This is a genomic window from Cryobacterium cheniae (genome assembly GCF_004403395.1).
Lineage (GTDB): Bacteria > Actinomycetota > Actinomycetes > Actinomycetales > Microbacteriaceae > Cryobacterium > Cryobacterium cheniae.
In genome coordinates this window covers 86,942-106,020 of sequence record NZ_SOGN01000041.1, presented here as the reverse complement: position 1 = coordinate 106,020, position 19,079 = coordinate 86,942, and the positions used below count along the sequence as shown (strand labels likewise).

At 69.3% G+C, this 19,079-nt stretch carries 16 protein-coding genes; 8 read left to right on the top strand and 8 right to left on the bottom strand.

Features of this window, described 5'->3' with window-relative positions; genetic code table 11:
• The first annotated feature begins 1 nt into the window (after window position 1).
• A complete protein-coding gene (locus E3T23_RS09160; RefSeq protein ID WP_174843864.1) occupies window positions 2-1,258 on the top strand; it encodes a CpaE/TadZ family protein in 1,257 nt (418 codons plus the stop codon).
• A 17-nt stretch (window positions 1,259-1,275) separates the two neighbouring features.
• On the opposite strand, the gene E3T23_RS09155 is transcribed toward E3T23_RS09160, so the two are convergent.
• Both E3T23_RS09155 and E3T23_RS09150 read right to left on the bottom strand, forming a co-directional pair.
• A complete protein-coding gene (locus E3T23_RS09155) occupies window positions 1,276-3,036 on the bottom strand; it encodes a DUF5671 domain-containing protein (protein ID WP_241977797.1) in 1,761 nt (586 codons plus the stop codon).
• Window positions 2,973-3,437, bottom strand: a complete 465-nt coding sequence (locus tag E3T23_RS09150; protein ID WP_134370066.1) for an LpqB family beta-propeller domain-containing protein — start codon at window positions 3,435-3,437, stop codon at window positions 2,973-2,975. Before E3T23_RS09150 ends, E3T23_RS09155 begins: the two co-directional genes overlap by 64 nt.
• Before the next feature lie 65 nt (window positions 3,438-3,502).
• On the opposite strand from E3T23_RS09150, the gene E3T23_RS09145 reads away from it, so the two are divergent.
• Entirely contained in the window at window positions 3,503-4,996 is a 1,494-nt protein-coding gene (locus tag E3T23_RS09145) for a sensor histidine kinase (protein ID WP_134370065.1), read from the top strand.
• 81 nt (window positions 4,997-5,077) lie between these two features.
• Here E3T23_RS09145 and E3T23_RS09140 read toward each other — a convergent pair whose 3' ends face one another.
• Window positions 5,078-5,326, bottom strand: a complete 249-nt coding sequence (locus tag E3T23_RS09140) for a WhiB family transcriptional regulator (protein WP_035837005.1) — start codon at window positions 5,324-5,326, stop codon at window positions 5,078-5,080.
• Between the two features lie 184 nt (window positions 5,327-5,510).
• Between E3T23_RS09140 and E3T23_RS09135 the strand changes: the two genes are divergently transcribed.
• Window positions 5,511-5,963: a hypothetical protein gene (locus tag E3T23_RS09135; protein WP_241977796.1), complete on the top strand. Its 453-nt coding sequence runs from the start codon at window positions 5,511-5,513 to the stop codon at window positions 5,961-5,963.
• A gap of 135 nt (window positions 5,964-6,098) precedes the next feature.
• Here E3T23_RS09135 and bcp read toward each other — a convergent pair whose 3' ends face one another.
• From bcp to aroA, 3 genes are read right to left on the bottom strand one after another with little or no spacing between them, the layout of a single operon-like run.
• Entirely contained in the window at window positions 6,099-6,578 is a 480-nt protein-coding gene (bcp, locus tag E3T23_RS09130) for a thioredoxin-dependent thiol peroxidase (RefSeq protein ID WP_134370064.1), read from the bottom strand.
• Window positions 6,579-6,588: 10 nt separating this feature from the next.
• Window positions 6,589-7,638 carry a ribosome small subunit-dependent GTPase A gene (rsgA, locus tag E3T23_RS09125; protein WP_134370063.1) on the bottom strand — a complete coding sequence of 350 codons (1,050 nt, stop codon included), beginning with the start codon at window positions 7,636-7,638 and terminating at the stop codon, window positions 6,589-6,591.
• Window positions 7,635-8,993 carry a 3-phosphoshikimate 1-carboxyvinyltransferase gene (gene aroA / locus E3T23_RS09120; protein WP_134370062.1) on the bottom strand — a complete coding sequence of 453 codons (1,359 nt, stop codon included), beginning with the start codon at window positions 8,991-8,993 and terminating at the stop codon, window positions 7,635-7,637. The genes rsgA and aroA overlap by 4 nt, the downstream gene beginning before the upstream one ends.
• 110 nt (window positions 8,994-9,103) lie before the next feature.
• Here aroA and E3T23_RS09115 point away from each other — a divergent pair, with 110 nt between their 5' ends.
• Both E3T23_RS09115 and E3T23_RS09110 read left to right on the top strand, forming a co-directional pair.
• Window positions 9,104-9,712, top strand: coding sequence for a sigma-70 family RNA polymerase sigma factor (locus E3T23_RS09115; RefSeq protein WP_194085927.1), 609 nt, complete (start codon window positions 9,104-9,106; stop codon window positions 9,710-9,712).
• Entirely contained in the window at window positions 9,709-9,951 is a 243-nt protein-coding gene (locus tag E3T23_RS09110; RefSeq protein WP_134370061.1) for a zf-HC2 domain-containing protein, read from the top strand. The genes E3T23_RS09115 and E3T23_RS09110 overlap by 4 nt, the downstream gene beginning before the upstream one ends.
• Here E3T23_RS09110 and E3T23_RS09105 read toward each other — a convergent pair.
• Window positions 9,948-10,793 carry a VOC family protein gene (locus tag E3T23_RS09105; RefSeq protein WP_134370060.1) on the bottom strand — a complete coding sequence of 282 codons (846 nt, stop codon included), beginning with the start codon at window positions 10,791-10,793 and terminating at the stop codon, window positions 9,948-9,950. The genes E3T23_RS09110 and E3T23_RS09105 overlap by 4 nt on opposite strands.
• Window positions 10,794-10,950: 157 nt before the next feature.
• Entirely contained in the window at window positions 10,951-14,760 is a 3,810-nt protein-coding gene (locus E3T23_RS09100; RefSeq protein ID WP_134370059.1) for a multifunctional oxoglutarate decarboxylase/oxoglutarate dehydrogenase thiamine pyrophosphate-binding subunit/dihydrolipoyllysine-residue succinyltransferase subunit, read from the bottom strand.
• A gap of 130 nt (window positions 14,761-14,890) precedes the next feature.
• Between E3T23_RS09100 and guaB1 the strand changes: the two genes are divergently transcribed.
• The 3 genes from guaB1 to E3T23_RS09085 all read left to right on the top strand — a co-directional run bounded on the left by guaB1 (window position 14,891) and on the right by E3T23_RS09085 (window position 19,020).
• Entirely contained in the window at window positions 14,891-16,330 is a 1,440-nt protein-coding gene (gene guaB1, locus E3T23_RS09095) for a GMP reductase (RefSeq protein ID WP_134370058.1), read from the top strand.
• A 178-nt stretch (window positions 16,331-16,508) separates the two neighbouring features.
• On the top strand, window positions 16,509-17,966 hold the full coding sequence (locus tag E3T23_RS09090) for a hemolysin family protein (protein WP_134370057.1): 1,458 nt from the start codon (window positions 16,509-16,511) through the stop codon (window positions 17,964-17,966).
• Entirely contained in the window at window positions 17,959-19,020 is a 1,062-nt protein-coding gene (locus tag E3T23_RS09085) for a hemolysin family protein (protein WP_134370056.1), read from the top strand. Before E3T23_RS09090 ends, E3T23_RS09085 begins: the two co-directional genes overlap by 8 nt.
• Window positions 19,021-19,079: the final 59 nt, after the last annotated feature.

Below are 19,079 nucleotides of genomic sequence, written 5' to 3'. Positions count from 1 at the left end.
CGTGGCCACCCTCGCGCTGGCTCTCGACCGGCACACGGAAGACCGGCTGCTGATTGACATCATCGAGCAGGGCCATGTGATCGTGGCGCGCTCGGCGACGGCGGGCGACGTGATCCTCGCCCTGCGGCAGAGCTCACCCGAGGTGGTGATCGTCGGTGCAGGCCGCGCCACGCTCACGGCCGAACTGATCACCGCCTGCGACGCCCACGGCGCCCGGGTGATCGCGCTCGCCGCGAACGACCAGGACCGGCGGAATGCGGCCGGGCTCGGGCTCTTCGACGTGGTGGACGCCGCCGCCGACTGGGCCGAAACCGAGGCGCTGATCGGCGCCGGGTTTGCCATTCCGCTGCGGGTCGGCGATCCCGCGGGCTCGCCCGGGGCGCGGCGGCAGGCCACGGTCATCGCCGTCTGGGGTCCCGCGGGAGCCCCGGGCCGCACCACCCTGGCGATCAACATCGCGGCGGAGATCGCCGCCGCCGGGCACACCGTCGCCCTGGCGGACATCGACACCTACAGCGGTTCGGTGGCGCCGAGCCTGGGGATGCTCGACGAGGCGCCGGGTTTCGCGGCCGCGTGCCGCCTGGCGGGCTCGGACAGCTTCACCCGCTCCGAGTTCGAGCGCATCGCCCAGCGCTACAACTCCCCGCAGGGAGCCTTCTGGGTGCTCACCGGCATCGGGCGGCCGTCCCGTTGGCCCGAGCTCTCCGGCGAGCGGGTGACGCGCACCATCGACGCACTGCGCAACTGGGTCGACTATGTCGTGCTCGACACCGGGTTCAGCCTCGAAAGCGACGAGGAGATCTCCAGCGACCTGTTCGCGCCACGCCGCAACGCCGCCACCCTCACGGGCCTCGGACTGGCCGACCACGTCGTCGCCTGCGGGCTCGCAGACCCGGTCGGGATGGCCCGGTTCCTGCGCGCCTGGGTGGACCTGGCCGATGTGGTCACGACCGCCCAGGTCAGCGTGGTGATGAACCGGGTGCGCCGGGGCGCGGTCGGGCTGGACCCGAACGGGCAGGTCGTGTCGGCGCTGCGGCGGTTCGGCGGCATCGAGTCACCGATCCTGGTGCCGCAGGACCAGCCGTCCACGGATGCGGCCATCGTCGCCGGGCGCACGCTGCGGGACGCCGCGCCGAAGTCCCCGGCGCGCACCAGCATCCGTCGCTTCGTGCGCACGGAACTGCTGCCGGTGCCCGCGCCCGCCACAGGGCGACGCCGCCGGGAATCACGATGGCGGCGGCCCGCCGTGGCCACCTGAGCGGGCCGGCGGTGACGCTAGTCCCGAAGCGGAATCACCTCGACCCGGTCGCCGGGGCCGGTGACGACCAGCACCCGTTTTCCGGTCACGCCGGTGAGGGCCCGGGTGAGCTGCTCCGGCGTTGCCGCGGAGCCGGCACCGTCGGCGCGCTTCAGCACGGAGACGGCCGCGCCGCCGGTGGCCGCGCCGATCGCCTGGCTCAAGGGTTCCGGGTCGGCATCCGTGACCAGGATCACCCGGCCGACGGTGCGCGCCGGCTGCGGGGCCGCCGCGCTCACCGAGCGGTCGCGTCGCCAGACGGCGAAGTGGTAGCCGGCAACGAGGCCGGTGGCCACCAGCAGGCCGAGCGGGGCCCGCACCCGGTCGACCAAGCTGTCCCCGGTGAAGTCGCCGAGGGCGAATTCGAAGAGCCGGTAGCCGATCACCAGGAGGGTCACGATCGCGACGACCGCGCTCACGCCGAACACCAGGATGAGATAGACCCTCCGCCCCGTGGAGTGGACCTCCGCGGGGGAGAGTTGCTGCGTCGGCTGCCAGGCCAGCCACCAGACCGGGCCGCCGACCACGAGGGCGCTGATGCCGCCGAGCAGGAGGGACCGGGCGTCCGAACCGGCGAGCGGGGTGGTGGTGGTGGCGAGGATGGCGTTCACCACCACGCCCAGCCCGGTGGCCGCGGACACGAGACCCACGCCGGAGGTCACCAGCTTCGTCGCCAGTCTCGTCGGTGGCGACCGGCCCAGGGTCAGTCCACGGTGGTAGCTCCAGACCAGCGCGCCGATCACGGCTGCGGAGATGCCGAAGCCGAGGAGGCCGACGATGTCGGTGACCGGGTCGGTGCGGTCGAAGGCCAGCCTGAGCAGCACGAACAGCACGGTTCCGGCCCCGCTCAGTGTCAGGATGGCCGCCCCGGCCACGCCCACGGCCACGAGCGCCAGATCGGCGAGGCCTCCGCGCAGATCGCGGGCCCGGCCCCGGATCCAGTGCCACCACCAGACGACCAGCCCGCCGGCGAACCAGATCAGCGCCTGGAGGGTCAACCGCCACCAGGGGTCGCCCTGGGTGAGGCTCGGCGCGAAGGCGTCCACGGCGGCGTCGAGCAGGGAGCTGATCGCCGTGACGGCGCCGCCCACCGCGATCACGAGACCGAAGACGGAACCGAGGATCGGGGCCACGGTGACGAGCCGGGTGGGACTCTTCTCCCGGTCCCGGGACATCCACACATGCCAGACCCACACGCCGGCCCAGACCACGCCGGTGGCGAAGAGACGCGGCCGCCAGTCCCCGCGCACGAGCACGGCCGCCGTGGTCAGCAGGGCGGTGCTGAAGGTGACCAGGGAGACCGTGGACATACCGGCCAGATAGAGGCCCCAGGCGATGGATGACCGTTCCGCACCATCCATCCGGCGCCACAGCACCCACCAGAGCACCGCGGCGAACGGGCCGGCGATGAGGGTGAACGCGAGCGAGCGGGCGAGCCCGGAGACGTCGCTGGAGGCGAGCGCGTTGCCGGCATCGAGGAGGCGCCCGAGCAGGCCGCTCACCCCGATGGCGGCGATCACGACCAGGGCGAACAGCAGGACGAACACGATCACCCGGCGCACCGTGGGCTGGGCCGCGCTCTCCCCGTGCGGGGACGATTTGCGCACCGCGATCACGATGCCGGCGATGCCGCCGCCGATCACCAGGACGGCGACCAGCAGCACCACGCCGACCATCAGGAGCCGGCCTTCGGGTTCGGGCAGAAGCTGAGCTCGTAGGGGGCGTCCTCGATCAGCCATGTGCCGTCGGCAAGAACCAGGTCGAAGACGCCCTGGGTCTCATACTCGTCGGCGCCGAAGGGGCCGCTGCCGTAGGAGGTGACGATGGACACCTTCACGTCGGCGGACTCGGCGCGAACGGTGGTCGAGACGAGGGTGACCCGCGGGTTGTCGGTGGGCCCCCGGTCGAAGTCCTCGCACCCCTCGAACGCGCCCTCGGTGAGGTACTCGCCGGCGGCCTGCTCGTCGCCGTCGATGATGGCCGCGGTGTAGGCCTGGACGACGCCTTCCGGGGTGTCCGGGTCCAGCTTCTCGGGTTCGCCGCCGGTGAAGACGACGAGGAGGGCGATGACGACCAGCGCTCCGATCACGGACAGAAGGACCACCAGGGTCCGATCGGGTTTCCCGCTTGCTGTGCTCATAGGCTCAGCTTGGCCCAATCCGCCTTGAGGCACCATCACGCGTGCGGGGGCCTAGGCTATGAACCGTGTCGACGCTCAGTAACCTCGTACTCGCCCAGGGCCGCAGCAGCGCGGAGGATGTGGATTGGCTCCATATGCTCGTCGCGGACGGCCAGCTCCTGGCGGACCTCGCCTTCGCCGACATCGTGGTCTGGGTGCCCAGCAGCACCGGCGGCTTCGTGGCCGTGGCCCATGCCCGGCCGTCGAGCGCCGCCACCCTTTTCTATCGGGACTTCGTCGGGCAGAGCATCAAGGTCGAGTGGCGCCAGCAGGTCACCGAGGCCTACGAGACGGCGAAGATCATCGACACCACGGCTCCCGACTGGTACGAGGAGACCCCCACCCGGGTGCGCGCGATCCCGGTGCGGCGGCGGCTCAGCTCCAGCGGCTCGCAGATCTCGGACACGCCGGTGGCGGTGCTCACCCGGCACACGAACCTGAGCGAGGCACGAACGCCGAGCCGGCAGGAACTGACCTTCAACGACTGCGCCAATGACCTCTTCGCCATGATCGCGTCCGGCGATTTCCCCGATCTGGGCGCGCCCACCGGCCCGAGGCGCGGCGCCCCGCGGGCCTCGGACGGGCTCATCCGTCTCGACGTCGACGGTGTGACCACCTTCGCCAGTCCGAATGCCCTCTCCGCTTTCAATCGGATGGGATTCGCCGACGAGCTCGAGGGCGAATCGCTCGCCGAGGTGACCACGAGCCTGCTCACCGGAACGGCGGTCGTCGACGAGACCCTGCCGCTCGTGGTCACGGGCCGGGCGCCGTGGCGCACCGACGTCGAGGCCAGGGGCGTGACGGTTTCGCTGCGCGCCATCCCGATCCGCAACCGGGGCCAACGGATCGGGGCCATCGTGCTCTGCCGGGATGTCACCGAGCTGCGACACCAGGAACGTGAGCTGATCACGAAGGATGCCACCATCCGGGAGATCCACCACCGGGTCAAGAACAACCTGCAGACGGTGGCCTCGCTCCTGCGGATCCAGGCCCGCCGCACGCATTCCGACACGGCCAGGGAAGCGCTCAACCAGGCGATGCGGCGCGTGGCCGCCATCGCCGTGGTGCACGACACGCTGTCCGAGGGGCTCAGTCAGAAGGTCGACTTCGACGTGGTGTTCGACCGGGTGCTGCTGTTGATCATGGAGGTGGCGTCCGCGCACAACACCACGGCGCATCCGAAATCGTCCGGCAGTTTCGGCATCCTTCCCAGCGCCTACGCGACCCCGCTCGCCCTCGCGCTGACCGAGCTCGTGACGAACGCCGTCGAGCATGGGCTGGCCGGTCGCGAGGGGGAGGTGTCGATCGAGGCCGAGCGCAACGAGGAGACCCTCACCGTGCGGGTGCGCGACAACGGCACGGGCCTGCCTGAGGGCAAGGTCGGGTCGGGACTCGGCACCCAGATCGTGCGCACCCTGATTCAGGGGGAGCTCAGCGGCAGCATCGATTGGCACACCATGATGGGCAGCGGCACCGAAGTGACCATCGAGATCCCGTTGCGGTACATGCGCGAGGCGTAGCACCGCGCCGGACCACACAGTGAAAGGCCCGGCTCTTCAGCCGGGCCTTTCACTGTGTTGCTGTGCCGCGGGGGCGCCGCGTCAGGACGCGCGCCGGGCGCGGGCCGCGCGGCGCTTGAGCGCGCGACGCTCGTCTTCGCTCAGTCCACCCCAGACTCCGGAGTCCTGCCCGGTTTCAAGGGCGTACTGCAGGCACACCTCGGTGACGTTGCAGCGAGCGCAGACCGACTTCGCCTTCTCGATCTGGTCCACGGCGGGTCCAGTGTTACCGACGGGGAAGAAAAGTTCCGGGTCAGCGGTGAGGCAGGCAGCTTTGTCGCGCCAGTCCATAGGGGGTGCTCCTTGATTGCGGGGATGCCTGGCCGATTGGCCGAAGATGAGAGGCTGCCGGTTGCAGGAAAGGTAATGGATCTACTTGTTCAGATCGACTCACGTCCCTGTGAGCGTCAACCGGGCCTCAAATATGGTCGCATAATGGTGGAGTCAAATCAATAGTTTTGAATGGGATATCTCTGTGAATGCACGGTCAGACCACAGCGGCGACGAGAATCGGGGCGGCACGGTGCGTCGGCCACGGGCCGTGCTGCTCCTCGCCGCAATCCTCTACGCGGAGGCCGCCCTCCTCTGGGCCGCGGTCCTCTGGCTCATTCTCGAGCTGCTGACCGCTACGCCGACCTCTCTGGCCACGGCTCTCGCCGTCCTGGTGCTGGTACTCATCGGCGCGTCCTGGGTGACCGCCATCGCGGTGAACTCGCTGCGGCGCCGGTCCTGGATCCGGGGCGCGGCCGTCACCTGGCAGCTGGTGCAGATCGCGGTTGCCGTCGGCTCCTTCCAGGGGCTCTATGCCCGGCCCGACCTCGGCTGGGCGCTTCTCCTGCCCTCGGTCGTGGTCCTCGTGCTGCTGTTCCAGCCGCGGGTGATCGCGGAGACGACATCGGCGCATTCGGAGGACGGAGCGCCGCAGTAGCGCCGCCGCAGCGCCGCAGTAGCGCCGCTGCGGCGGTGGCAGACGCACGGTGGAGCCGAGGCGCGCTCCGCTTCGACGGAGGGCGCCACGGGCGTCCTGAGGCCCGTGGGGGCCGGGTGCCGGCATCCGTTTCGGTCAGGCAGGCAGGCCGAGCTTCTTGCGCAGGCTTGCGACGTGCCCGGTGGCCTTCACGTTGTAGAGGGCCAGCGCGATCGTGCCGGCCTCGTCGATCACGAAGGTGGACCGCAGCACGCCCGTGACCGTCTTGCCGTAGAGGTTCTTCTCGCCCCACGCACCGTAGCTCGTGTGCACCGCGAGGTCGGGGTCGCTGAGAAGCGGGAATGTCAGCCGCTCGGTCTCCCGGAATTTTTGCAGCTTGACCTGGGTATCCTTTGACACGCTTAGCACCCGGTAGCCGGCCGCCGCCAGCGGGTCGAGGCTGTCGCGGAAGTCGCAGGCCTGCTTCGTGCAGCCGGGCGTCATCGCCGCCGGGTAGAAGTACAGGACGACCTTCGAGCCGGCGAAATCGGCCAGCGAGACGGTGCTCCCGTCCTGGTCGGACAGGGTGAACCGGGGGGCCTGGTCGCCGGCGGCGAGCCGGGTGGAATCCGTCATGACCCCCACGCTAGTGGGTGGGGGCGGCGGCGAAGGTGGCGAGCAGGCGCTGCAGCGAGTCCAGGCGCACCTTGCCGGTCTCGCCGAGTTGGCCGGCGGCGACGGCCTCATTGATCGCGCAATCGGGGGCGTCCGGCAGGTGGGTGCAGCCGCGCGGACATTTCTGGGAGATCAGGGCCAGGTCGGTGAACGCCTTCAGAATATTGTCCGTGTTGATGTGGCCGAGACCGAAGGACCGCACGCCGGGGGTATCGATCACCCAGCCGCGGCCGGCATCCGTCTGCAGACGCAGCGAGATGGTCGACGAGGAGGTGTGCCGGCCGCGTCCGGTCACCGTGTTGACGACGCCGACGGCCCGATGGGCGTCGGGCACGAGGGCGTTGACCAGGGTGGACTTGCCGACGCCGGAGTGCCCGACGAAGACCGTGTCGTGGCCGACCAGCGCGTCGGAGATCTCCGCCAACGGCATGGCGTCGTCGCGGCTCTCGAAGACGGGGAAGTCGAGGCCGGCGAAGTTGCGCAGGAATGCGGCGGGGTCGGCCAGGTCGGTCTTGGTGATGCAGAGGATGGGTTTCACCCCCGCGTCGTAGGCGGCGACGAGGTACCGGTCGACGAGGCGGATACGCGGCTCCGGGTTCGCCGCGGCCACCACGATCAGCATCTGGTCGGCGTTGGCGACGATCACACGCTCCACGGCGTCTGTGTCGTCCGCGCTGCGGCGCAGCAGCGTCGCGCGCGGCACGATCCGCACGATCCGGGACAGGCTGCCCGGCGCTCCGGTCGTGTCGCCGACGATGTCGACGCGGTCGCCGGTGACGACGGCCTGCTTGCGCAACTCGCTCGCCCGAGCGGCGGTCACCCGGCGCTCGGCGGGCAGGTTCTCGTCGAGCATGACGGTGTACCGGCCGCGGTCGACCGAGAGGATGCGCCCGGTCAGCGCGTTCTCATGGTCGGGTCGGGTCTTGGTGCGCGGCTTGCTGCCCTTGCGGTTGGGGCGCACGCGCACGCTGGACTCGTCGAAGTCGGGCTCATCGTCGTCGGCACTCGCCCACCACGTCACGACCGGACTCCGGAGACGACGCTCTGCCAGAGCTCGGTGAACTGGGGGAGGGTTTTCGCGGTCGTGCCGATGTTCTCGATCAGCACTCCGGGCACACGGAGGCCGATCAGGGCGCCCGCGGTCGCCATGCGGTGGTCGTCATAGGTGTTCCACGGCCCGCCCTGCAGCGGGCGCGGGTCGATCCGCAACCCGTCGGGCAGCTCGGTGACGGCACCGCCGAGCCCGTTGATCTCCGCGGCGAGGGCCGCCAGCCGGTCCGTCTCGTGGTGGCGGATGTGCCCGATCCCGGTGATCGTGCTCGGGGACTCGGCCAGGGCGGCCAGGGCCACGAGGGTGGGGGCGAGTTCCCCGCCGGTCGACAGATCGAGTTCCACGCCCCGGATGCGCCCGGTCCCGGTGACCGTGAGCCGGTCGCCGTCCCGGGAAACCACGGCGCCGAAGCGAGGCAGCAGGTCGGCCAGGTCGGCGCCGACCTGGGTGGTGATCTCGGGCCAGCCGGTGATGGTGACGCTGCCGCCGGCGACGAGGGCCGCGGCGAGAAACGGTGCGGCGTTCGAGAGATCGGGTTCGATGTCGATCTCGGCACCCTGGATCGGGGCGGGGGCCACGACCCACTCGCCGACGGCGGGGCTGTGCACGGTGACGCCGCGCCGGGCCAGCGTGGCGATGGTCATCTCGATATGCGGCAGGCTCGGCAGGCGCTCGCCGGAGTGGCGGAGGTGCAGGCCCTGCTCGAAGCGGGGCGCGGCGAGCAGCAGGCCGGAGACGAACTGGCTCGACCTGGACGCGTCGATGGTGATCTCCCCGCCGAGAAGAGCGCCGGTGCCGTGCACGGTGAAGGGCAGAGCCCCGCGGCCGTCGTCGTTGATGTCGGCGCCGAGCGCCCGCAGGGACGAGATGGTGGTGCCCATCGGGCGGCGGCGGGCGCCGGCATCACCGTCGAAGGTGGTCGGGCCGAGGCCGAGCGCCGCGACCGGCGGGAGGAAGCGCATCACGGTGCCGGCGAGACCGCAGTCGACGGTCGTCGAGCCGAGCAGCTCACCCGGCGTGATCCGGAGGTCGGGCCCGAACTCCCCGTCACCGGGGACCTCCTCGATGACGGTGCCCAGCTGACGCAGCGCCGCGACCATCAGGTCGCTGTCGCGCGAGTGCAGCGGGGCACGCAGCAGGGACGGATGCGCGGCAAGGGCGCTGAGGACCAGCTCCCGGTTGGTCAGCGACTTCGACCCCGGCAGGGACAGGGACGCGTCGAGGTGGCCGGCGGCCGTCGGCGCGGGCCAGCGGGCATCCGTCACCTCGGGCGAGGTGTCGCCGTAGGGATCGAACTCAGGCTTGGAATATCTCGAGATCAACATCGGTTATCAGAATAGTCGGTGATGAAAGAGAGAGGGAGGTCCGAGTGACACTGTCCATGGTGCTCGAGCGACCCGTGGTCGTTCCACGCGACGGATTAGAATCGTCCGTGATGACAACCGATGCGATCGAAATGCGAGACCTGTTCGAAGAACAGGCACTGCCCTTTATCGACCAGCTGTACGCCGCAGCCATGCGCATGACGCGCAACCCCTCCGACGCGCAGGACCTGGTCCAGGAAACGTTTGTGAAAGCGTTCGCCGCGTTCAAACAGTTCGAGCAGGGCACCAACCTCAAAGCCTGGCTCTACCGCATCCTGACCAACACGTTCATCAATACCTACCGCAAGAAGCAGCGCGAGCCGTTCCAGGGCACCATCGACGATCTCGAGGACTGGCAGCTCGGCGGCGCCGAATCACGCACCGCGATGACCAACCGGTCGGCGGAGGCCGAGGCCATCGACCACCTGCCGGACAGCGCCGTCAAGGACGCGCTGCAGTCCATCCCGGAGGACTTCCGGCTGGCCGTCTACTTCGCCGACGTGGAGGGGTTCTCCTACCAGGAGATCGCCGACATCATGAAAACACCCATTGGCACCGTGATGAGCCGCCTGCATCGTGGCCGGCGTCTCCTGCGTGACCTGTTGGCCGGCTACGCCCGGGAGCGCGGGCTGGGAACAGGGGCTGCGGACCAGACTCGAACCGGGAGCACACCAGCATGACCGATTGCGGCTGCGAGAAGGCCAAGGCCGAACTCGAGGAATACCTGCACAATGAACTGTGCGGCGAAGACGCGTCCGACATTCAGGAGCACCTCGCCCACTGCAGCGACTGCAGCAACGAGCACCTGGTCGGGCGTACCCTGACCGAGGCCGTGCAGCGCGCGTGCCGGGAGATGGCCCCCGAAGACCTGCGCGACCAGGTGCTGCTGAAGCTGCGCACCATCCAGTCCGGTCACTAGCCGATCGGCAGGTCGGCGTCCGGCTCCCCGGTGCCGTCCTCCTCGGTGCCGGCCTTTTCGGCGGCGGGCGGCTCGTCGACCGAGCCGATCACGAACAGGGCCCCGGTCGGGTCGGTGACCAGCGCGAAGGTGCCGAACTCCGCCGTCCACGGTTCACGGATGACTGTGCCGCCGAGCTCCGTCACGGTGGCGGCGGTCGCGTGCACGTCGGGCACCCCGAGGTAGAGCTGCCAGTGCGAGGAGACGCTGTCGGGCAGGTGTCCCGCGGCGTCGAAGACGCCCGCGACCATGTCGTCTTCCGGTCCGATCGTGCTGTAGCGGAAATCGTCCGTGTCGCTGAGGACGACCGGCTTCCAGCCGAACACGCGGGTGTAGAAATCGAGGGCGGCGGCATAGGAACGGGTGTTCAGCTCGTGCCAGACCGGCGTGCCGGCGTCGCCGAAGGCACCGAATCCGGTGAATTCGTCGGCCTGCCACACGCCGACAGGCGCACCCGTCGGGTCCATCAGGATGGCCATCCGGCCCATGGTCCCCACCTGCATCGGTTCGGCCAGCACCTCTGCACCGGCCGCGCGGGCGGCGGCGACGGCGGCGTCGGCATCCGTCACCGCCAGGTAGGTGGTCCACGCGTCGGGCAGCTCGGACCCCGCCTCGTGCGCGCCCATGCCGGCGACGTCCGCGTCGCCCTTCCGGAAGGTGACGTAGTTGCCGTACTCTGACCCGGAATCGCTGGCCGTCCAGCCGAACAGGCGGGTGTAGAACTCACGGGCGCGCGGCAGATCCGAGGTCATCAGATCGGCCCAGCAGGGTTCACCGGTTCTTTTCGCGTGGGGGTGAGGCATGACGGGTCTCCTTGTCGCTGGGCACCGCAACGGGCGGTGCTGTCAGCCTAGGACCGGCGGCCGACCCCGACAATGACACAGCGACAATGGAGACGCAGGACGGGCCGCACCGAAAGGTGCGGCCCGTCCTGTCGTGCGGTTCTGTTGTCGACGCGGGTTACAGCGTGAGCGCCTGGCGCAGCAGCTCGGCCTGCTCGGCCGCGTGACGTTTGGCCGATCCCGCCGCCGGCGATGCCGACGCCGCCCGGGAGAACAGGGTCACCGGGCGCGGGCCCAGCTTGTTCGTCTCGAGGTAGAAGAACGGCCAGGCACCCTGGTTCTCCGGTTCGTCCTGCACCCAGGCCAGTTCGGCGTCGGGGTACTGGTCGGCGACGCGCTTGAGTTCGACGGCCGGCAGCGGGTAGAACTGCTCCATCCGAACCAGGGCGATCTCGGGGTTGGGGTTCTTGTCGAGTTCGGCGATCAGGTCGTAGTAGAGCTTGCCGGCCAGGAACAGCACCCGCTTGACGCGCGACTTGTCGGTGATCCGGGCGTCATCGATGACCGGCTCGAACTTGCCGGTGGTGAAGTCGGCCACATCGCTGGTCGCGCCGCGTAGGCGCAGCATCGACTTCGGTGTGAAGACGATCAGCGGGCGCCGCGGACGCATGTAGGCCTGACGGCGCAGCAGGTGGAAGTACGACGCGGGCGTCGACGGGCGGGCCACGGTCATGTTGTTCTCCGCGCACAGCTGCAGGTAGCGCTCGATCCGGGCGGACGAGTGGTCCGGCCCCTGGCCCTCATAGCCGTGCGGGAGCAGCAGCACGACGGATGACCGCTGGCCCCACTTCTGCTCGGCGGAGGAGACGAACTCGTCGATGACCGTCTGGGCGCCGTTCGCGAAGTCACCGAACTGCGCCTCCCAGAGCACCAGGGCGTCGGCGCGTTCCACCGAGTAGCCGTACTCGAAGCCCATGGCAGCGTATTCGCTGAGCAGCGAGTCGTAGATCCAGAATCGGGCCTGGTCCTCACTGAGGTTGGCGAGCGGCAGCCATTCCTGGCCGTTGACGCGGTCGTGCAGCACCGCGTGACGCTGCACGAACGTGCCTCGGCGGGCATCCTGGCCGGCGAAACGCACCGGGGTGCGCTCGACCAGCAGGGAGCCGAGGGCGAGAAGTTCGCCGAAGCTCCAGTCGATTTTGCCGCTGCGGCTCATGTCGTGGCGCTTCTGCATCAGCTGCTGCAGCTTGTTGTGCACGGTGAAACCGGCGGGCTTGTTCATGAAGGCGTCGCCGATCAGGTGCACGACCGCCTCGGGCACCCCGGTGGTGGCCGGTTCCCCGACCGCGTCGTCGTGCGTACCGGTCCCGTGTGTGCCGGCACCGTTTTTGATGATACCGAGGCCCTGCGGCGCGGAACCGGCCGCGCCGACGATCGGTATCGACGAGGACTGCGCCGCGTGCGTCTCCATGAACGCACGCTCGAGGCGGTCCTGGAAGTCGGCGTGGGAGGCCTCGTATTCCTCCTGGGTGATGTCGCCACGCCCGACGAGAGCCTCCGTGTACAACTTTCGGACGGAGCGCTTGGCCTCGATCAGGTTGTACATCAGCGGCTGGGTCATCGAGGGGTCGTCGCCCTCGTTGTGCCCACGACGGCGGTAGCAGACCAGGTCGATGACCACGTCCCGCTTGAATTCCTGGCGGTAGGCGAAGGCGAGCTCCGCGACCCGCACCACGGCTTCGGGGTCGTCCCCGTTGACGTGGAAGATGGGCGCCTGGATGGTCTTGGCGACATCCGTCGAGTACACCGAGGTGCGCCCGTCGCCGGGCAGCGTGGTGAAGCCGACCTGGTTGTTGACGACCAGATGGATGGTGCCGCCGGTGCGGAACCCGCGCAACTGGGACATCTGGAGAGTCTCCAGGACGATGCCCTGGCCGGCCATCGCGGCGTCGCCGTGCACGAGGACCGGGAGGGTGGAGAAGGTGCCGATCGGCTTGCGATCCTGCTTGGCGCGCACGATGCCCTCGAGGACGCCGTCGACGGCCTCCAGGTGGGACGGGTTCGCGGCGAGGTAGACCGGCATCTCCGTGCCGTCGGTGGCCCGGAACGTGCCCTCGGTGCCCAGGTGGTACTTGACGTCGCCGGAGCCCTGCACGGTGCGGGGATCCTGGGTGCCCTCGAACTCGCGGAAGATCTGACCGTAGGTCTTGCCGGCGATGTTGGTCAGCACGTTCAGGCGGCCGCGGTGGGCCATGCCGATGCAGACCTCGTCGAGTCCGGCATCCGCGGCACCCTGCAGGATGGAGTCGAGCAGCGCGATGGTGGACTCGCCGCCCTCGAGGCTGAACCGCTTCTGGCCGACGTACTTGGTCTGCAGGAAGGTCTCGAAGGCCTCGGCCTCGTTGAGCTTGCCCAGGATGCGCATCTGCTCGTCATGCGTCGGCTTGACGTAGCTCTTCTCCATCTTTTCCTGCATCCACTTGCGCTGGGCAGGATCCTGGATGTGCATGTACTCGATGCCGGTCGTGCGGCAGTAGGAGTCGCGGAGCACACCGAGGATGTCGCGCAGGAGCATCAGGCGTTTGCTGCCGAAGCCGCCGGTGACGAATTCGCGGTCCAGATCCCAGAAGGTCAGCCCGTGGTTCGAGATGTCCAGGTCGGGGTGCGACCGCTGCGTGTATTCGAGCGGGTCGATGTCGGCCATCAGGTGGCCGCGCACGCGGAAGGCGTTGATCAGCTCCTGCACCCGGGCGGTCTTGTCGACGGCGCTGGCCAGGTCCACGCTGATGTCCGGCGCCCAGTGGATCGGGTCGTACGGGATGCGGAGGGCCGAGAAGATGTCCTCGTAGAAATTGTGCTGCCCGATCAGGAGTTCGTGCACGATCTTGAGGAACTCGCCCGAACCGGCACCCTGGATGACCCGGTGGTCGTAGGTGCTGGTCAGCGTGATGGTCTTGGAGATGGCAAGGCCGGTGAGGGTCTTGCCGCTGGAACCCTGGAACTCGGCGGGGTAGTCGAGGGCGCCGGCGCCGATGATGCAGCCCTGGCCCTTCATCAGACGCGGGACGGAGTGCACGGTGCCGATGCCGCCGGGGTTGGTGAGGGAGACCGTGGCGCCGGAGAAGTCATCCGCCGTCAGCTTGCCCTTGCGGGCCCGGGTGACGAGGTCTTCGTAGGCGGAGAGGTACTCGCCGAAGGCCATCGTGTCCGCGCGCTTGATGGCCGGGACCATGAGCGAGCGGGTGCCGTCGGGCTTGGGCAGGTCGATCGCGATGCCGATGCCGACGTGTGCGGGGGCGATCACCGAGGGCTTGCCGTCGATCTCGTTGTAGTAGACGTTCTGGCTGGGGAACATCTTCAGCGCCTGGATCAGCGCCCAGCCGATCAGGTGCGTGAACGACACCTTGCCGCCGCGGGAACGCTTCATGTGGTTGTTCATCACGATGCGGTTGTCGATGAGGAGCTTCGCCGGGATGGTGCGCACGCTGGTGGCCGTGGGCACGGTCAGGCTGGTCGCCATGTTCGCCGCGAGGCTCTTGGACATGCCGCGGAGCGGGGTGACGACGTCGACCTCGGTGGCCTCGGCGGCGCTCGTCTGCGGGGTCATGATCGGCATGTCGGCCGGCACCGGGACGGGCTTGGGGGCGCTGGAGGTCGTGCGCGCGGTGCGCTGCCCGCCGACGACGGGGATGGACGCCGTGATCGGGGCCGGTTCGGCCGCTGCCGCTGCCGGTTCCGTGGCCGGGGTTGCGGGCGTGCTCGCTGCGGGAGCGTCGCCGGCCGGGGTGCTCCTCACCGCAGCACTGGAATCGCCGCTACGGTTGGTCGCGGTCTGGTGGTAGCTCTCGAGGACGGGCCACCAGGACTCGTCCACCAGGTTCTTGTCGACGAGGTACCGTTCGTACAGTTCGTCGACGAGCCACTCGTTCGCTCCGAATTCACCCGACGTGGTCTCGTCGGATCCACTACCGGTCAACTGGCTTGACACAGCCGATTCCCACTCTCTACGTTGATTTTGAATGTCCCGGGGGTCGAAGTGCCCGGTGCGGTCTGCCCGTCCAGCCTAATCCCATCGGGCATGGCTGCGGGCATCCGCGCGGGACGCTAGCGTTATTTGCATGCAGTTCTATGGAGCGGTTCCCAGCCACGACCTCACGTATTCCGACGTCTTCCTCGTTCCGAGTCAGTCAGAGGTCAGCAGTCGCCTCGACGTCTCCCTCGCCCCGGGCGACGGGAGCGGTGCCACCATCCCCATCGTCTCGGCGAACATGAACTCGGTCACCGGGCCGCGTCTGGCGGCTGCGCTCGCCCGCCGCGGCGGGCTCGGCGTGCTGCCGCAGGACATGCACCTGCAGGACCTCGACGCCGCGATCCGCTGGGTCAAGGACCAGTCCACCCGCTTCGACACCCCCTTCAACTTCGCCCCGGGGGACACCGTGGCGCTCGCCCTGCGGCAGGTGCCGCCCGTGGCCGGCCAGGGTCTGGTCATCACCGACCCGAACGGTGACTATCTGGGTGCCATCGACGCGTCCCGCCTGGTGACCGCGCTGCCTGACGCACTCCTCGGAGACCTCCTGCACGGCGCGATGACCTCCCTCGACGCCGATGACATCGAAGGCCCGCGGCGCGCGTTCGATGTGATGACCGCGGCCGACCTCGACTTCGCCACCGTGCAGCACCACGGCCGGGTGATCGGCACCCTCAGCCGCAAGAGCGCACTGCGCTCCACCCTGTATCAGCCCGCGCTCGACGAGCAGGGCCGGCTGCGCGTCGCCGCGGCGGTCGGCATCAACGGCGACATCGCGGCCAAGGCCCGGGCGCTCGTCGCCGCGGGGGTCGACGTGCTCGTCATCGACACCGCGCACGGCCACCAGGGCGGGATGACGCGGGCGATCAAGATCGTCGCAGATCTCGGCCTCGGCATTCCCATCGTGGCCGGCAACGTCGTGACCGCGGATGCCGTGGGCGACCTCGTCGGCGCCGGCGCCACCATCGTGAAGGTCGGGGTCGGCCCCGGCGCCATGTGCACCACGCGCATGATGACGGCGGTCGGCCGCCCCCAATTCTCGGCCGTGCTCGAGACCGCCGCCGCCGCACGGGAACTCGGGGCGCACGTCTGGGCCGACGGCGGGGTGCGCTACCCGCGCGACGTGGCGCTGGCGCTGGCCGCCGGCGCGGCATCCGTCATGATCGGCTCCTGGTTCGCGGGCACGATCGAGGCACCCGGTCAGTTGGACCGGGACGCCTCCGGCGGCATTTACAAGGAGAGCTGGGGGATGGCCTCCACCAAGGCCGTGCGCCAGCGGTTCGACCGCCTCGATGCGTATGAGCTGGCCCGCAAGACGCTCTTCGCCGAGGGGATCTCCAGCTCGAAGATCTACCTGGACCCCCTCCGGCCGTCCGTCGAGGACCTGCTGGACATGATCACCTCCGGCGTGCGCAGCTCGTTCACCTACGCCGGCGCGACCTCGGTCGCGGAGTTCCACACCCGTTCGCTGGTCGGCATCCAGTCGGCGGCCGGCTACGAGGAGGGCAAGGCCCTGCCCGTCTCCTGGTAGCGGATCCGGGGCCGGTCCCGGGACCGCTGCGAAGCATCGGCGCCGGGCGGTAGACTGGGCGGAATAATGGACGACCCTCCTCCTGCGCATTCGCCCGCTTCTTCGCCCGGCATTTCTTCCCGTCACCCGAACGACGCCTCGGCCGTGACCCCCGGTGCTGCCCGGGGCGGGGTATGCCATGTATGAGGTGATCATGCTCACCGTGGGGCTGCTCCTCACCGTCGGCACCGGCCTGTTCGTCGCCAGTGAGTTCGCCCTGGTCAACCTGGACCGGTCGGAGCTCGAGGCCCGCCGCGACCGGGGAGAGACCCGTCTCGGCCTGACCATCGCCGCACTCCGGATCACCTCGACGCACCTGTCCAGCGCCCAGCTGGGCATCACTCTCACCACCCTGCTCACCGGTTACACCATGGAGCCGGCCCTGACGGCGCTGCTGACCCCGCCGCTGACCGCCCTGGGGCTCTCCCCGGCGGTGGTGCCGGTCGTCGCGGTCGCCATCGCGATCATCGTCGCCACTCTCGCCTCGATGATCATCGGCGAGCTGGTGCCGAAGAATTTCGCCCTCGCCCTGCCCGTGCAGACCGCAAAGCTGGTCATTCCGTTCCAGACGATGTTCACGACCGTGTTCAGGCCGGCCATCGTCGTGCTCAACGGCAGCGCCAACGGGGTGCTGCGGTCGATCGGGATCGAGCCGAAGGAGGAACTCTCCGGGGCACGCACCGCCGAGGAACTGTCCTCCCTCGTGCGGCGCTCGGCCAGCGCCGGGCTGCTGGAGAAAGACACGGCCACGCTGCTGCACCGCACCCTGCTCTTCTCCGGGCACACCGCCTCGGATGTGATGACGCCCCGCCCGCGGGTGGCCAGCATCCAGCGCACCGCCTCCGCGCAGGCCGTGATCGACCTCACCCGCCAGACCGGGTACTCCCGCTTCCCCGTCGTCGACGAGGGCGTCGACGACATCGTCGGGATCGTACACGTGAAGCAGGCCGTGGCCGTGCCCCGGCGCCGCCGGGCGGATGTCCCGGTGTCGGCCCTCCAGTCGGAGGCCATCCGGGTGCCAGAGACCATGAAACTCGACGGCCTGCTGGTCGAGCTGCGTGGTCGCGGCTACCAGATGGCCATCGTCGTGGACGAATACGGGGGCACGGCCGGCGTGGCCACCCTCGAGGACCTGGTCGAGGAACTCGTCGGCGAGGTCGCCGACGAGCACGACCGCGCCCGCGCCGGTGTGGTGCTGTCCACGGATTCCCTGACCTTCCCCGGCATGCTCCGCCCGGACGAGCTGCTCGAACGCACCGGCATCTCCGTTCCGGAGGACGGCCCCTACGAGACCGTGGGCGGGTTCGTGATGAGCGAGCTGGGGCGCCTGCCCGTGATCGGCGACGCCGTGCCGCTGGCCGGCGGCGCTCTGTCCGTGGAACGCCTCGACGGGCGCCGGATCGACCGGCTGCGCTTCACGCCCTTCGTCGAACCCGAGGAACCGGCCCCGCCGGCCGAGCCTGCCGAGAGTGACCGCGGCACAGTGAACGACACGGAGCCCGCCAAGAAGAGTGGCAAGAAGCCCGCCGACAAGGGTGGCAAAAAGGGTGGCCGCAAGAAAAAAGGAAAGCAGAGCGAGGTGAGCGACCATGAATGACTGGGCAGGGCTGGTCTGGCTCGTTGTGCTGCTCGCGGCCAACGCGTTCTTCGTCGCCGCGGAATTCGCGGTCATCTCCGCGCGCCGGTCCCAGATCGAGCCTCTCGCCGAGGCCGGCAAAAAGCGAGCGATCACGGCGCTCTGGGCGATGGAGCACGCCACGCTCATGCTGGCCACCACCCAGTTGGGCATCACGGTCTGCTCGCTGCTGATCCTGAACGTCTCCGAGCCGGCGATCCACCACCTGCTCGAGATCCCGCTGGGCCTCACCCCGCTGCCGGAGGAGGCCATCGGGGCGATCGCCTTCGTGATCACGCTGCTGCTGGTCTCCTACCTGCACGTCGTGTTCGGGGAGATGGTGCCCAAGAACCTGTCGTTCTCCATTCCCGACCGGGCCGTGCTCGTGCTCGCCCCGCCGCTCGTGTTCTTCGGCCGCCTGGTCAAGCCCGTGATCGTGGCGCTCAACGCCACCGCCAACCTGGTGCTGCGGATGTTCGGGGTGCAGCCCAAGGAAGAGGCCACCAGCACCTACACGCTGGACGAGGTGGCGACCATCGTGTCCCAGTCGACCAGGGAGGGCGTGCTGCGGGACGGCACCGGGGCGCTCAGCGCCACGTTCGAATTCACCACCCGGAAGGTGCGGGACGTCGCGGTGAACCTCGCGAACCTGATCAGCCTGCCCGAGGCGGCCACCCCCGCCGACGTGGAGAAGGCCGTCACCAAGCACGGCTTCTCCCGGTACGTGCTGGTGAACGAGTCCGGCGAACCGACCGGTTACGTGCACCTGAAAGACGTCATCGACCTCGACGGCGACGCCGCCACCTCGGCCGGGCAGGGCAGTTACGCGGAGCCGATCCCGGGCAAACGCATCCGTCAGCTGGTGTCGATCTTCGAGGACACCGACCTGGAGGACGCCCTGGCCACCATGCGACGCTCGGGAGCGCACCTGGCACGCTCATTCACCCCGACCGGGGAGACGGTCGGAGTGCTGTTCCTCGAGGACATCATCGAGGAGCTGGTCGGCGAAGTTCAGGACGCGACCCGCCGCCTGTAACCGGCCTCAGGCGGCCGGCCACCGGGCGCGAAGGTACTGCGGTGGTGATCAGCCCGACA

What these genes read in the sequence shown, in the direction of transcription:
- bcp (WP_134370064.1), bottom strand. Translation starts at nt 6,578, where the DNA reads ATGACGGATTCCACCCGGCTCGCCGCCGGCGACCAGGCCCCCCGGTTC.
- E3T23_RS09105 (WP_134370060.1), bottom strand. Translation starts at nt 10,793, where the DNA reads ATGCCTCACCCCCACGCGAAAAGAACCGGTGAACCCTGCTGGGCCGAT.
- E3T23_RS09150 (WP_134370066.1), bottom strand. Translation starts at nt 3,437, where the DNA reads ATGAGCACAGCAAGCGGGAAACCCGATCGGACCCTGGTGGTCCTTCTG.
- E3T23_RS09085 (WP_134370056.1), top strand. Translation starts at nt 17,959, where the DNA reads ATGAATGACTGGGCAGGGCTGGTCTGGCTCGTTGTGCTGCTCGCGGCC.
- aroA (WP_134370062.1), bottom strand. Translation starts at nt 8,993, where the DNA reads ATGTTGATCTCGAGATATTCCAAGCCTGAGTTCGATCCCTACGGCGAC.
- E3T23_RS09155 (WP_241977797.1), bottom strand. Translation starts at nt 3,036, where the DNA reads ATGGCTGATCGAGGACGCCCCCTACGAGCTCAGCTTCTGCCCGAACCC.
- guaB1 (WP_134370058.1), top strand. Translation starts at nt 14,891, where the DNA reads ATGCAGTTCTATGGAGCGGTTCCCAGCCACGACCTCACGTATTCCGAC.
- E3T23_RS09140 (WP_035837005.1), bottom strand. Translation starts at nt 5,326, where the DNA reads ATGGACTGGCGCGACAAAGCTGCCTGCCTCACCGCTGACCCGGAACTT.
- E3T23_RS09115 (WP_194085927.1), top strand. Translation starts at nt 9,104, where the DNA reads ATGACAACCGATGCGATCGAAATGCGAGACCTGTTCGAAGAACAGGCA.
- E3T23_RS09110 (WP_134370061.1), top strand. Translation starts at nt 9,709, where the DNA reads ATGACCGATTGCGGCTGCGAGAAGGCCAAGGCCGAACTCGAGGAATAC.
- E3T23_RS09090 (WP_134370057.1), top strand. Translation starts at nt 16,509, where the DNA reads ATGTATGAGGTGATCATGCTCACCGTGGGGCTGCTCCTCACCGTCGGC.